Annotated in this window: 11 protein-coding genes and 1 pseudogene; 2 read left to right on the top strand and 10 right to left on the bottom strand. The window is 60.2% G+C overall.

All coding sequences use genetic code 11. The features are described from left to right. Positions 1–10 precede the first annotated feature (10 nt). The 10 genes from MHM88_RS20010 to MHM88_RS19965 are packed head-to-tail and all read right to left on the bottom strand — an operon-like array spanning position 11 to position 10,437. Complete coding sequence (locus MHM88_RS20010; protein WP_239368541.1) at positions 11–1,849, bottom strand: long-chain fatty acid--CoA ligase; 1,839 nt, start codon at positions 1,847–1,849, stop codon at positions 11–13. Beyond that, positions 1,846–2,616, bottom strand: a complete 771-nt coding sequence (locus MHM88_RS20005; RefSeq protein ID WP_093455111.1) for an ABC transporter ATP-binding protein — start codon at positions 2,614–2,616, stop codon at positions 1,846–1,848. The genes MHM88_RS20010 and MHM88_RS20005 overlap by 4 nt, the downstream gene beginning before the upstream one ends. Continuing rightward, complete coding sequence (locus MHM88_RS20000) at positions 2,613–3,380, bottom strand: ABC transporter ATP-binding protein (RefSeq protein WP_093455112.1); 768 nt, start codon at positions 3,378–3,380, stop codon at positions 2,613–2,615. Before MHM88_RS20000 ends, MHM88_RS20005 begins: the two co-directional genes overlap by 4 nt. Next, on the bottom strand, positions 3,377–4,456 hold the full coding sequence (locus tag MHM88_RS19995; protein WP_093455113.1) for a branched-chain amino acid ABC transporter permease: 1,080 nt from the start codon (positions 4,454–4,456) through the stop codon (positions 3,377–3,379). Before MHM88_RS19995 ends, MHM88_RS20000 begins: the two co-directional genes overlap by 4 nt. Positions 4,457–4,460: 4 nt before the next feature. After that, positions 4,461–5,342: a branched-chain amino acid ABC transporter permease gene (locus tag MHM88_RS19990; RefSeq protein ID WP_093455114.1), complete on the bottom strand. Its 882-nt coding sequence runs from the start codon at positions 5,340–5,342 to the stop codon at positions 4,461–4,463. Next, entirely contained in the window at positions 5,339–6,454 is a 1,116-nt protein-coding gene (locus MHM88_RS19985) for a CaiB/BaiF CoA-transferase family protein (protein ID WP_093455118.1), read from the bottom strand. The genes MHM88_RS19990 and MHM88_RS19985 overlap by 4 nt, the downstream gene beginning before the upstream one ends. A 4-nt stretch (positions 6,455–6,458) precedes the next feature. Then, positions 6,459–7,232 carry an SDR family NAD(P)-dependent oxidoreductase gene (locus tag MHM88_RS19980; RefSeq protein ID WP_093455115.1) on the bottom strand — a complete coding sequence of 258 codons (774 nt, stop codon included), beginning with the start codon at positions 7,230–7,232 and terminating at the stop codon, positions 6,459–6,461. A gap of 11 nt (positions 7,233–7,243) precedes the next feature. Further along, on the bottom strand, positions 7,244–8,380 hold the full coding sequence (locus tag MHM88_RS19975) for an acyl-CoA dehydrogenase family protein (RefSeq protein WP_093455116.1): 1,137 nt from the start codon (positions 8,378–8,380) through the stop codon (positions 7,244–7,246). A gap of 9 nt (positions 8,381–8,389) precedes the next feature. Beyond that, positions 8,390–9,628 (bottom strand): thiolase family protein, encoded by a 1,239-nt coding sequence (locus MHM88_RS19970; RefSeq protein WP_239368539.1) that lies wholly within the window; start codon positions 9,626–9,628, stop codon positions 8,390–8,392. An 11-nt stretch (positions 9,629–9,639) separates the two neighbouring features. Beyond that, positions 9,640–10,437, bottom strand: a complete 798-nt coding sequence (locus MHM88_RS19965) for an enoyl-CoA hydratase/isomerase family protein (RefSeq protein WP_239368537.1) — start codon at positions 10,435–10,437, stop codon at positions 9,640–9,642. A gap of 599 nt (positions 10,438–11,036) precedes the next feature. Between MHM88_RS19965 and MHM88_RS19960 the strand changes: the two are divergent. Then, positions 11,037–11,356 (top strand): annotated as a pseudogene (locus tag MHM88_RS19960) (IS5/IS1182 family transposase); the annotation flags it as partial. Positions 11,357–12,015: 659 nt separating this feature from the next. Then, positions 12,016–13,461, top strand: coding sequence for a coniferyl aldehyde dehydrogenase (locus MHM88_RS19955; RefSeq protein WP_161353830.1), 1,446 nt, complete (start codon positions 12,016–12,018; stop codon positions 13,459–13,461). The last annotated feature ends 7 nt before the right edge of the window (positions 13,462–13,468 follow it).

Raw genomic sequence — 13,468 nt, 5'->3', positions numbered from 1 at the left:
CTTTCAAGTTTCAGTACATAGTTTCAATGAGGTCTTTGTATTTACGCTCGACCTCGTTGCGTTTTAGCTTCATCGTCGGCGTGAGCTCCTCGTCCTCAGCCGTCAGAAGCACATCGATCAGTCGGAACTTCTTCACTTGTTCCACCGGCGAGAATCCGGCATTCGCACGGTCCACTTCTTCGCCGATCAACTCGATGATCGGCTCACTTTCGCAGAGCGATTTGTAGTTCGAGAACGGTATGCGCTTGTCCTGGGCGTATTTCTCGACTGGTTCCTGGTCGATCATGATCAGCACGGTCAGGTACTTACGCTTGTCGCCGATGATCACGGCATCCGAGATGTAGGGCGAGAATTTCAGTTCGTTCTCCAGCTGCGACGGCGTGATGTTCTTGCCGCCGGCGGTGATGATGATGTCCTTCTTGCGGTCGAGAATGGTCAGATCGCCATTGTCGTCCATCTTGCCGACATCGCCAGTATGAACCCATCCATTCACCATGGTCTCGGCGGTCTTTTCCGGCTGGCTCAGGTAGCCAGAGAAGTTTGACCGCGCGCGTATCAGGATTTCGCCATCCTCGGCCAGTTTAACCTCTACGCCACGCATGGCCCGCCCGATCGAGCCGATTGGAGACTGGCCGGGCACGGTGGCGGTGACGATACCAACTTCGGTCTGGCCATAGGCTTCTTGCACCGAAACGCCAAGCGCGTTGAACCAACTGAGCAGCCGCGCCGAGATCGGTGCCGCGCCTGAGACGATCGTATGCGCCCGCGCCAGACCCAGTTCGACGCGGATGTTTCGCAGTACAAGGAAATCGAGCACTCTGTGCGCAAGGCCAAGGCTCAGCGGCACCTGTTTGCCCTCTGCCAATACCACCGCACGCCGTTCGGCCACTTTCAGCGCCACTTCATAGGCGAAGCGGCCAAAGGCTGTGGCTTCATTCATGATGAAACTGATGCGGGAATAGAACTTTTCCCACACCCGCGGCACCGCGAAGATGAAAGTCGGGGCCACCTCCTGAATATCGGCGTTAAAGGTCTCGCCGCTCTCGGCAATGTTGATGGTGATGCCATGCCGGATCGGGGTCGCGACCGAGATGATGCGCTCGGCGGCGTGGCACAGCGGCAGAAAAGTCAGGATCTCATCACCCGGGCCCAGCGCCATTTCCGGGTGGTTGTCGGCTTGCGCCAGAAAGAACCGGTGCGAGATCATCGCGCCTTTGGGCGCGCCGGTGGTGCCCGAGGTATAGATCAGCGTGGCGATATCCTCGCCGTTGCCGGCATCAATACGGGCTTCGAAGGCGGCATGCATGGCAGGGCCGCCATCGGCGGCAAGCTCGAGGAACGCTTCCCATCCCATGACTTTGTCGTGAGAAAATCGGCGCAGACCTTCCATGTCATAGACAATGACCTTTTCGATGCCGGGAACCTCGTCCTGTACCAGCAGGTATTTGTCGAGCTGTTCCTCGTCCTCGACGAACAACACCTTGGCGCCGCTGTCGTTGAGCTGATAGGCGACCTGTTTTTCCTGCAAGGTCGGGTAGAGCCCGTGGGTGACCGCGCCGATGCACTGGATGCCGAGATCGGAAAACACCCATTCCTTGTTGTCTTCGCTGATGATCGCCACGACGTCGCCGGCATCGACCCCCAAGGCCATCAGCGCACAACCTGCCTGACGGGACCGGTGATAGTAGTCGGTCCAGGTGTATTCTTCCCAGATGCCGAAATCCCTTTCGCGGATCGCGATCGCAGACCCGAATTTCCGGCAGTTCTGCCGAAACAGCTTGGGCAGTGTGTCGCAGCCGTCGATTTCAAAGACGGGCGGGGTCCAGTTTTGTGTAGAGATGTCGTTCATCGCCATGTCTTCCTTGCTTTCCAGCGGCGGTCGCCCCGCGCGCTGTCGGCCTTGATGCCAAGGTAAAATTCGCGGATATCGGCGCTGTTCATCAGCACGTCGCGTTCGCCTTCCATGACGATCCGCCCGGTTTCCAGCACATAGCCGAAATCGGCGGCCGGAAGCGCGACGCTGGCGTTCTGTTCCACCAGCAGCATCGTCATGCCTTCCTCGACATTGATCCGCTTGATGATTGCGAAAATCTCGGAAATCAGCCGGGGCGAGAGACCCAGCGACGGCTCATCCAGCAGCATCAGGCTGGGCCGTGCCATGAAGGCGCGTCCAAGGGCCACCATCTGCTGTTGCCCGCCCGACAGGTAGATCGCCTGCTTGTCGAGAAATTCGCGCAGGACCGGGAACCAGCCCAGCACCTTTTCGAAATCGCGCGCCACCTCGTCGCGGTCCTTGCGGCAATAGGCACCCATCATCAGGTTGTCTTTCACCGACAAAAGCGCAAACACTTCGCGTCCTTCGGGGCTATGGGCCACACCGGTGCGGGCAATCACATCCGGATCCAGGCCGGTAATGGCCTTACCCTTGAATGTGATCTCACCTTTGAACGGGTCGAGCGCCCCCGAGATGGTTTTCAGGATAGTGGTCTTGCCAGCGCCGTTCGATCCCATGACCGTGACCACGGTGCCTTCGCGCACCGAAAGGCTGACACCGCGGATCGCCATGACGCGGCCATACATGGTTTCGACATTGCGGACTTTCAGAACTTCGCTCATGCCGCTTCCCCCCCTAGATAGGCTGCCTGCACATCCGGGTCGTCCTGCACCTCCGAGGCGCTGCCGGTGGCCAGGAAGCGGCCTTCGTTGATTGCCAGAACCTTGTCCGAGACCTTGTTCACCAGCTTCATGTCGTGCTCGATCATCACCACGGTGATGCCCAGATCCTCGCGGATGTCTTCGATCACAAAGGCGGTGTCGTCGGTTTCCTCGGTGGTCAGCCCGCTGGAGGGCTCATCCAGCAACAGGATCTCGGGGCTGGCGACCAGCGCGCGCGCCATCTCGGTTTTCTTGCGCACGCCGTAAGGCAGGTCGGCGACGCGGGCGTGACGGTAGCCTTCGAGATCGAGAAACTCGATAACCTCTTCCGCCTTGCGGCGGTGCTCCAGTTCCTGGCGCAATTGGCCGGGCAGGAAGAACAGCTCGCTCAGCGGCGAGAACCGCCCATGCCGGAACCGGCCGATCAACAGGTTGTCCAGAAGTGAGGCATGCTCGAACAATTCGATGTTCTGGAAGGTGCGGGCGATGCCGTGGTTGATCACTTCGTGGGGCCTGGCCCCCAGCAGGCTTTCGCCACCAAAGCGGATATCGCCTTCCAGCGGGTCATAGATGCGGCAGATCAGGTTGAACACCGTGCTCTTGCCGGCACCATTGGGACCGATGATGGTGAATACCTTGCCCGGTTCCACCGAGAAGCTCAGGTTATCGACGGCTTTCAGCCCACCGAATGCCAGCGACACGTTTTCGACTTCAAGCCAGCTCATTTCAGACGCTCCGTCTTGAGGAAGGTCTTCTGACGTTGGAAGCTGCGGCGCTTGTACATCGGGAAGACGTTGAAATAGTGATGGATTTTGACCCAGCGGCCATAGAGCCCATCAGGTTCGAACAGGATGAAGCCAAGAAGGATCATCCCGAAGGCGAGGCTGTCGAACCCGCCGGATGTGGCTATGGCCCCGGGAAGCAGCACCTTGACCCAACTCAGGACGGTGGGCAGCAGCACGATGAAGAACGCGCCGAAGATGGCCCCGTGGATGGTGCCGATCCCACCGACAACGATCATAAGAAGCAGGCGAATGCTCTCACCCATGCCGAAAGTTTCCGGTGTAATGTAGTAGAACGCATGCGCCAGAAGCCCACCAGCCAGACCGGCGAACACCGCCGACAGGAAGAAGGCATAGGCTTTGTAGAAGGCCACATTCGTGCCCAGCGAACGGGCCGAAACTTCGCTGTCGCGGATCGCGATCAGGGCGCGGCCAGACCGTGTGCGCAACAGGTTGCGCGTCATCAGAATGGCGCCGACAAACAGGGCGAGATTTAACAGGTAGGTCTTCCAGCTCTGGTCGATGGCGATGCCGAAGATGTCGATGCCCGGAACCGGCAGGCCACGATGTCCGCCGGTAAAATCGCCGCCGCCGCCGATCAGCCGTTCGGTCACGATAGCAATCGAAAGCGTAGCGATGGCGAGATACAAGCCATGCATGCGCCCGCAGATGCGCCCGATGGCCAGCCCGACCAAACCAGTGATCAGCGCCGCCAGGGGCAGCGACAGGATCCACGGCACGCCGTAGCGGCTGAGCAGGATGGTATGAGCATAGGCGCCGATGGCAACAAAGGCGGCCTGCCCGAAACTCACTTGTCCCGAGAATCCGGTGAGGATCATCAGACCCAGGCCGGCGATGGCATAGATGTAGACAAACGACAATTCGTCCAGAAAGTAGCCGTCAAGGAACAGCGGGGCGGCAAGCGCGATACACAAGAACAGCAGATACCAGAAAGCCTGTGTGCGGTCGCGAAACAGGCGGATGTCCTGCTTGTAGGATTTGCGGAAAAGAACGCGCATGAGCCTATACCTTCTTTGCGTAGATTTGTGCCAGCAGCCCTTCGGGCCGGATCAGCAGCACGACGAACATGATCAGATAGGCGCCGATGCCCTTGAACGTCGGGAACATGATGTCGAAGAACGGCTCGGTCACGCCGATCAGCAAACAGCCCAGAACGGCGCCGGGGATCGATCCGAACCCGCCGACAATGGCGCCGGCAAAGGCTTTGAAGCCGACAAATCCCATCTGCGTCGAGACCAGCGTGACCGGGCCCAGGAGCAGGCCGGCGATGGCGCCGAAGATTGCGGACATGGCCCAGATGGACGAGGTCAGGCGCTTGACGGGGATGCCCATGTAAAAGGCCGCCAATTGGTTCAGGGACAAGGCCTGCATCGCCACGCCTTGGCGGGCATAGCGGAAGAAGGCGTAAAGCCCGCTGGCCACGATGGCGGTTACCAGGATCGCCAGAACGCTGGACCAGCCAATGATGACCGACCCAAGCGTCAGATTGCCCTCAACCGGGGCAGGCAGCGAATAGTTGCCAAAGCCCCATACAATCCCGGCCACGGCGCGCAGTGCAATTCCCAGCGCCAGCGTCAGGATAAAAACGGTGAACACCGGCTGCCCGGTGAGCCGCCGCACAACAAGCGCGTCGACCCCGTAACCGAACCCGCCCATGAACACGAGCGTCAGCAAGGCCCCCAGCCAATAAGGCAACCCCCAAAGCACGATGAACTGATAGCCTACAAAGGCCCCCAGCATCATGAACTCGCCCTGGGCGAAGTTCACCTGCTCGGTAGCCTTGTAGACCAGCACCAGGCCGATGGCGATCAGGCTGTAGAGACAGCCCTGTGACAGGCCGACCAGCAAAAGCTGTATGGCGTCGGCGAAACTCAGACCGGTCATATGGCGGCCCTCCAATGCTCTAGGATTTCGTTCATTTCGACGAAACCGGCGTCACCGGTTGTCGGAATGTCTGGCGGGGTTTGTGAGAATCGGGGGGCCGGGGCGGGCATTTCGATGCCGTCCACGGTGACAAAGCTCTCGCGTGCCCGGTTGTGCTGGTGTGTGGCAGCTTCGGCCAGTGGCACCACCGGCGCAAAGCAGGCATCGCTGCCTTCCAGCACCTCGCACCATTCGGCCTGTGTCCGGGTCAGGAACAGTTCGGTCAGGGCCTCGCGCATGGCCGGCTGCGCCTCGGGCGCATATTGGTCGGCAAAACGCGGATCATCGCTCAGCCCGGTCAGGCGCAGGAATTCGGTAAAGAACTGTGGCTCGACACAGCCGATGGATATGAACTTTCCGTCGGCGGTTTCGTAACAACGATACCACGCCACCCCGCCATTGATGAAATCGCCAGCGCGCTCGCCGCTCCAGGCCCCACCGGCCGCCAGCCCGTGTTGCATGGTCATCAAGAGGTTGACCCCATCGCACATGGCCGCGTCGACCACCTGACCCTCGCCGGTTGCGCGCGCATGGGTCAGGGCCGCGAGGATGCCGACATTCAGCATCATCGCGCCACCACCCTGATCGGCAATCAGGTTCATTGGCGCGGGCGGGGGCCGGTCGGCCTCGCCCAGCCCATGAACCGCGCCCGTGATCGCGGCATAGTTCAGATCATGCCCGGCAGCCTGTGCCAGCGGCCCGGTCTGTCCCCATCCGGTCATGCGGCCATAGACCAGCGCCGGATTGCGTGCCAGAACCGCCTCTGGAGCGAATCCGAGTTTCTCCATCTTGCCGGGGCGGAAGCCCTCGATCAGAATCTCGGCCCGCTCGATCAGCCCCCAGAGCTTTTCAGCATCATTTGCCTGCCGCAGATCGAGCACCAGACTGCGCCGCGAGCGATTGAACAGGTTGTGTTTCTCATCGATCGGCAAGGGGAAAGCCTGACCGGGGCGCGTGATCCGCACCACTTCGGCGCCCATGTCGGCCAGATGCATGGCCGCAAAGGGCGCAGGCCCGATCCCGGCCATTTCGATGACCCGAACACCTTTGAGGGGACCGTTGCGTGTCAGCATCTCGTCACCTCGCCCGCAGCCGCGTGGCGGCATCCAGACGCAGGGTCGCGCCGTTCATGTAGCTGTTTTCGATCAGAAAAGCGCAGGCATGGGCGAATTCTTCCATCCGGCCCACCCGCTTGGGGGCCTCGACGCTTTCTTCGAGCGAGGCGACGACCTCATCTCCGAGGCTCATCACCATCGGTGTGCCAAACAGTCCCGGCGCGATGGCGTTGATACGGATGCCTTTCGGCCCCAGCTCGCGCGCGGCAGGCAGGTTGAGCCCTATCACACCGGCCTTGGACGAGGCATAGGCAGTCTGCCCGATCTGGCCTTCATAGGCCGCCCCGGACGAGATGTTGACGATCACGCCACGCTCTTCCCCGTCTTCGGGCGGGTTTTCCAGCATCCGCGCGGCGGCCTGGCTCATCACGTTGAACGTGCCCACAAGGTTGATCTCGACCGTGCGGCGAAAGGCATCGAGAGACGCAGGTGCGCCCTCGCGGTCGACCACCTTCATCGGGCTGACCACACCGGCACAGTTGATGGCGACATGCAGCGCGCCAAAGCGGTCGACCACAGCCGAGATGGCCTCGGACACGTGCTCGTCGCTGGTCACATCCACCTGCCGGAACATGGCCCGGTCCGCGCCCAAACGGTCGGCCAGCGCGGTGCCCTGTTCCATGTCGCGGTCGAACATGGCCACCTGTGCACCCAGCCCGTGCAGGTATTCTGCCGTCGCAGCACCAAGTCCCGAGGCCCCGCCGGTCACGATAATGGTCTTGCCTTCTATCTTCATGACCTGGGCCCCTATTTGAACGCCGCCACACCGGTCAGGGACCGGGCGATCAGCAGTTTCTGAATCTCTGTGGTCCCGTCCGGGATCGGCCCGATGATGGCTTCGCGGGCCAGGCGTTCGACGATGAACTCGCGGGTCACGCCGTTGCCGCCATGGATCTGCACCGCCTGCCGCGTGGCGTTCACCGCGATCTCGGTGCCGTACCACTTGGCCATGGCGCATTCCGTGTCGCAGCGTTCATCGCGGTCGATCATGCCGGCGGCACGATGGGTCAGCAGGCGCGCGGCGTCGATCTCGGTTGCCATGGTGGCGATCTTGTCGGCAATCATCTGATGCCCGGCGATCTGCTTGCCATGCTGGTTGCGCTCTTGCGCGTAACGGATCGATTCCTCAAGCGCCCGGCGCGCCAGCGCGATGCCCCACATCGCCATATGCACCCGCGCGCGTTCGAACACGACCAGCGTCTGCTGCAACCCGCGCCCTTCGGCGCCGATGGTGTTCTCAACGGGCACCCGCACCTCATCGAGGAAGACCTGCGAGGTCGACTGTGCATTGAGGCCGATCTTGGGGATGTCGCGGGTTTCGAACCCGTGTTCCTTGCGGTCGACCAGGATATGCGTCAACCCCTCGCCGGTGTTGCAGGTGCAGATCAGGAAATCGGCGAAACGCCCGTTCGAAATCCAGGTCTTTTCGCCCGAAATCACCCAATCGCCGCCATCCTTGCGGGCGCGTGTCTTGACCGCCGCCACGTCCGAGCCGACACCCGGCTCAGAGATGCCGATGGCCACGGATGTCTCACCCGCCAGAAGCTGTGGGATATAGCGCGCGCGTTGTTCATCGGTTCCAAGGCGAAGCAAAAGGTCGGCGCCCACCACGTTGATCAGGATCGGCAACGCAATGTCCATCGCCGTGACGCCGACCTCTTCGAATAGCATCAGGTGCGTGGACCAATCGAGCCCCATGCCACCCGCCTCTTCGGGATGGGGGGCCGAGGTCAGGCCGAATTCGGACAGTTGCGTGAGGAACCCCTGGATCACCTCTTTTTCAAACGGCGCATCCTTGACCTTCAGGTATTCCGGTTCGATCTGGTCATCGAGGAAGCGACGCAGCATGTCGCAGGCCATTGTCTGTTCTTCGGTCTTGAACATCTCGCTCTCCTATCGTGCCAGAATCAGGACCGAGGCCACGGCCTCTTCGATCCCGATCAGCCCACCACCGTTCTCTGCAATTGCCACTTTTGCCCCTTCGACCTGGCGCGTGCCGCATTCGCCGCGCAGCTGGCTGACAAGCTCATAGACCTGCCCCAGACCGGTGGCGCCGATCGGGTGGCCCTTGCACTCCAGCCCACCCGACGGGTTGACCGGCACACGCCCGCCAATCGTGGTCTCGCCACGTTCGGAGGCTGCCGCGCCCTCACCAAAGGGAAAAAGACCAAGGTTTTCGATCTGGATCAGCTCGCCCACAGCAGTGGCGTCATGCACCTCGGCGACCGAGACGTCCTCGGGCCCAAGCCCGGCCTTCTCATAGGCGCGCCGGGCCGCCTTAGCGGTCAGATGGTTTTCAAAGTCGTCGCCATCCCGGTCCGAACCGGTCTGGATCACGCTGGCACGCAACTCGATGGCGCGGTCTAGGGAAATGCCGTGGCGCTTCATGCCCGCTTCGGTCATCAGAACCGCCGCTGCACCGCCATCACTCATCGGGGCGCACATCGGCAGGGTCAGCGGATAGGTGATCGGCGGCGCGCCCAGCACGTCGCCAACAGTGTAAGGATCGCGGAACTGCGCCTTGTCGTTTTCCACCGAATGCATGTGGTTCTTGGCCGCGATGGCCGCGAATTGCGCCTGTGTTGTCCCGAACAGGCGCATATGCGCGCGGGCAAAGGCAGCGTAGACGGCCATGAACACTGAATAGGGTTTTTCAGACTCGCTGCCCTCGGGCAGATCGATGCCATGTCCCAGCGCCAGCAGTTGTTTTTCATTCTCCTCGGCGGTCGCCAGTTCCCAGCCCGAGTCGAAAAAGCTGAACATCTTGGCTTTATCACCAGTCCACATCTTCTCGGCCCCGACGGCCAGCGCCACATTGCCTTCGCCTGCCTTCAGAAACTGGGCAGCCAGGTTCAGGGCGGTCGATCCGCTGGCACAGGCGTTTTCGACGTTCACAACCGGAATGCCCTCGATTCCCATATCGCGCAGGGCGATCTGGCCCGGGATCATCAACTGGCCTTCCAGATGCCGCTGGGTGGCGTTCGAGAAATAGGCGGCTTCGACCGCACCGGCGGAAATCCCGGCATCAGCCAGGGCCCCGGTGACGGCCTCGCGGGACAGCGACTTCACAGTCGCCCCGTCCAGGCGTCCCATGCGCGTCATCGCCACGCCGGTTATGTAAACCTTGTCCATCTTGGTCCTCATCAGTTTCCGGCAAAGACCGGTTTGCGTTTCTCGGAGAACGCCGCCAGCCCTTCGGCAGCGTCGTTTGATGTCAGGTGGTCGCGCAGAACCGACAATTCCCAGGCCAGAGCTTCGGCTTGCGACATCTCGACTGACGCGTTGGCGACCGCTTTCATGCGCGACAGAACCAGAGGACTTTTGTCAGCCAGTTCTCTTGCGAACGCGTCCAGACGAACCTCAAGCGCATCATCGGCAACCACTTCCTGCACAAGCCCCATGCGCAACCAATCGCGCGCCGGCAGACTGCGGCCGGAAAACAGCAGGTATTTGGCGTTCGGCAAGCCAATCCGAGAGGGCAGGACAGCAGCGCCTCCCGCCCCCGGAAAGACCCCAAAATTGGCATGCGCATCGCCGATCTTCGCGCTTTCTGCGGCGATCAGTACGTCGCAGCACATGGCCAGTTCCAGACCGCCAGCGACGGTCACGCCGTTCAGGCCACCAATGACGGGTTTGGGAAAATCGCGGAGAATCTGAAAAACCTCCGCTACGGCATCAAGGAAATCGCCGTCTTCGGATCGCTCCTGTGACAGACCCGCTTGCACCGCCTTGAGATCAGCGCCCGCACAGAACGCCCGGCCGCTGCCGGTGAGCACCACAACGCGCAGCTTTTTGTCACGAAGAATGCGCTCAAGTGCCGCCCCAAGCTCCAAAACCATGTCCCGCGAAAGAGCGTTCAACTCGGTGGGTCTGTTCAGGCGCAACCAGGCCGCCGATCCCCGCGTCTCCAAAATGACATTTACATGTTGTACATGTTGCATTTTCATACCTTTTGTACTTGGAAGAAACGCTCGAATGGGGGTTCATAAAACCTGTAAAAAACCGAGAATCAGAGTGACAGCTTTTTCGGGCGAGACTCGTTGTTCGCGAAGGAAATCTCACAGGAATTGCTGCCTGTCGGTAATCATGTGTGCTTGCGCTTCTGGAATGCCGAACAGGCAACACCGAACAAATTCAGTCGGCTACACATCGCAGATTTCTGACAGGTCCCGCTCCCGACAGCGGCAACGAACGTAGGAACGGAGTTGTTCGGACTCTGGGCCTCAGCGCCGGGCTCAATGATAGCTTTGGTGATGTAGGCCTGATCGCACCGAAGACTTTGCAGCACGCGATTAGGAATGCTGCGTTGGCAATAGCCAAAACCACACATGGCCCAGACGGCCTGCTCCCCGTTTGTCGAAGAAGTTTGCAGCGAAGGCGCTGCACGAAATCAAAACTTCTGGCATGGGCTGCGCGTAGGCTACCGCTTTGGCCTCTGGTCCGAGCGACGGCTTTGCGAAGAGGTTCATTTGAACCTTGCATACCGCTCGTTTCTTTAGGTGGGCATGTTTCGTCAACTCCATTTCTTGGGACTTCTCTGGATCCCGCCAGCCAATAGACGGCTGCGCGGAAAGGCCCGGCTTTCTTTGCCTGTTCTGACAACTATCTGATCGACACGGATCATGGGATCATCGTGGATGTCGATGCTTGGCGGTTGATCCGGCAGGCAGAAGTGGGCGCAATATCAAGATGATCGACCGGACGTCAGAGCGGGTCGGCCTGAAGCCAGATTGGGTGGCAGCGGACTCGGCATACGGGTATTCTGAGAACCTTGTCTGGCTGGCGCTCAAGCGCAAAATACTGCCTTTCATCCCTGTCTTTGACCACTCAAAGCGAACGGATGGAACCCGGTTGCGCACACCGGGCACATCCGGTCTGGCATTCCGATAACATCCGGTCAGTGATTCCGGTTTGATCCGGCCACGGATTCCGGGGCATCCGGTCACCCCGGACCCGGGCTGAGAGACGCCGCTGGGCGATCGTGCGGCGGGGTAGCCTTGTCTTCCGGCAGGAAGAGTTAAGAGCCCCAGAATGAACGATTGCCTATGCGGAAGATCGCCGAAGCCCTCAGGCTGAAGACCTCTGGCCTGGCAACGCGGAAGATCGCGTCGAGCCTGGGCCTTCTGATTCTCGGTTTTTTACAGGTTTTATGAACCCCCATTCGAGCGTTTCTTCCAAGGTGCTGTAATAGATAAGGAAATTTGATGTTGACAGCGCAGGCTTATTATTACTTACTGGTCAGTAAATAAAGGTATGAAAATGCAACATGTACAACATGTAAATGTCATTTTGGAGACGCGGGGATCGGTGGCCTGGTTGCGCCAGTGCGGCGCACGCCAGGTTGACGGCGCAAACGTGGCAATTGCCGAAAATGGTGGTGGGTTGATCGGGATCGAAGGGGCTGTGGCCTCGATTCTGATTCTGGCGCGATAGGAGAGCAGGATGTTCAAGACCGAAGAACAGACAATGGCCTGCGATATGCTGCGCCGCTTCCTCGAAATTGATACAAAGGACTAACCATGAATTCCTATGCCACGCCTATCGTCCCTGACACCTCCATCGACGATCTCAAGGCGCTTTTCACCTGCCAGAAAGCCGCCTCCAATGCCAACCCCTACCCGTCCTACGAAGAACGGTGCGGCAATGTCGAAAAGCTGCTGAAACTGACCGAGAAACACAAGCACGACATTTGTAATGTCATCGACAAGGATTTCGGCAACCGCTCGGTGCGCGAAACCACGCTGAGCGATTTGTTCCTTGTCATCCAGGGCGCCAAACATGCCCGCCGTCACCTGCGCAAATGGATGCGCCCGCGCCGGGTGGGCACAAGCCTGCATTCGCTGCCGGCCACATGCAAGGTGGTGCCGCAGCCCCTAGGAGTGATCGGCAATATCGCTCCCTGGAACTATCCCTATGCCATCGCGCTTCTTCCGGCGGTGCATGCGCTGGCCGCAGGCAACCGTATGATGATCAAGCCCAGCGAGGTCACGGTACATACAACCGAACTTCTGGGCAATCTCGTTTCCGACAATTTTGACGAGGACCTGTTGGCCGTCGTCACCGGCGGGGCCGAGCTGGGCAATGCCTTTGCCGAACTGCCTTTTGACCACCTGATCTTTACGGGGTCCACCGCCGTGGGGCGCAAGATCGCCCAGGCCGCGGCACCCAACCTGACGCCTGTCACGCTGGAACTGGGGGGCAAGAGCCCCGCGATCATCGACCATTCCTATAATCCGGCCAAGGCGGTCAGCTCGATCCTGCGCGGCAAGGTGCTGAACTGTGGCCAGACCTGTATCGGAGTGGACTACGTCTTTGTGCCCACCGAAAAGCTTGATGGGTTCGTCGGGGATATGAAGAAGGGCTTTACCAAGTTCTTTCCCAACCTCGATGGCAACGTAGACTACACCACGATCGTTTCGGACCGCCATTACGACCGGCTGCGCAATCTGGTCACCGATGCCCGTGACAAGGGGGCAAAGGTGGTGACGGTCAACCCCGATGGTGGCGAGGGCAATACCAACAACCGGATTCTGCCGCTGAATATAGTGATCAACCCCAGCGACGACATGGCAGTGATGCAGGAGGAAGTGTTCGGCCCGGTTCTGTCGATCAAGACCTATGACAGCCTGGATGAGGTCACGGGCTATATCAACAGCCATGACCGTCCGTTGGCGCTCTATTGGTTTGGCCATGACCGCGCCCGTGAAAAACACATGCTGCAAAACACCTGGGCCGGGGGGATGTGCGTCAACGAAACCCTGTTCCACGTGTTCCAGGAAAAGTTGCCCTTCGGCGGCATTGGGGCCAGCGGCATGGGCACCCATACCGGCAAGGCTGGGTTTGACAGTTTCAGCGCCCACAAGCCGGTCTTCCGGCAGGCGCGGCTGAACTCGGCCAACCTTCTGAATCCGCCCTACAGCAGGCTCACCGACACGCTCTTGGCGGTCATGAAGAAAATCGTCTGACACAGAC

Origin of the sequence: Epibacterium sp. MM17-32, assembly GCF_022348205.1 — a bacterium.
Lineage (GTDB): Bacteria > Pseudomonadota > Alphaproteobacteria > Rhodobacterales > Rhodobacteraceae > Epibacterium.
Note: the sequence above shows the minus strand (reverse complement) of the source record. Positions and strands in the feature narration are given on the sequence as shown.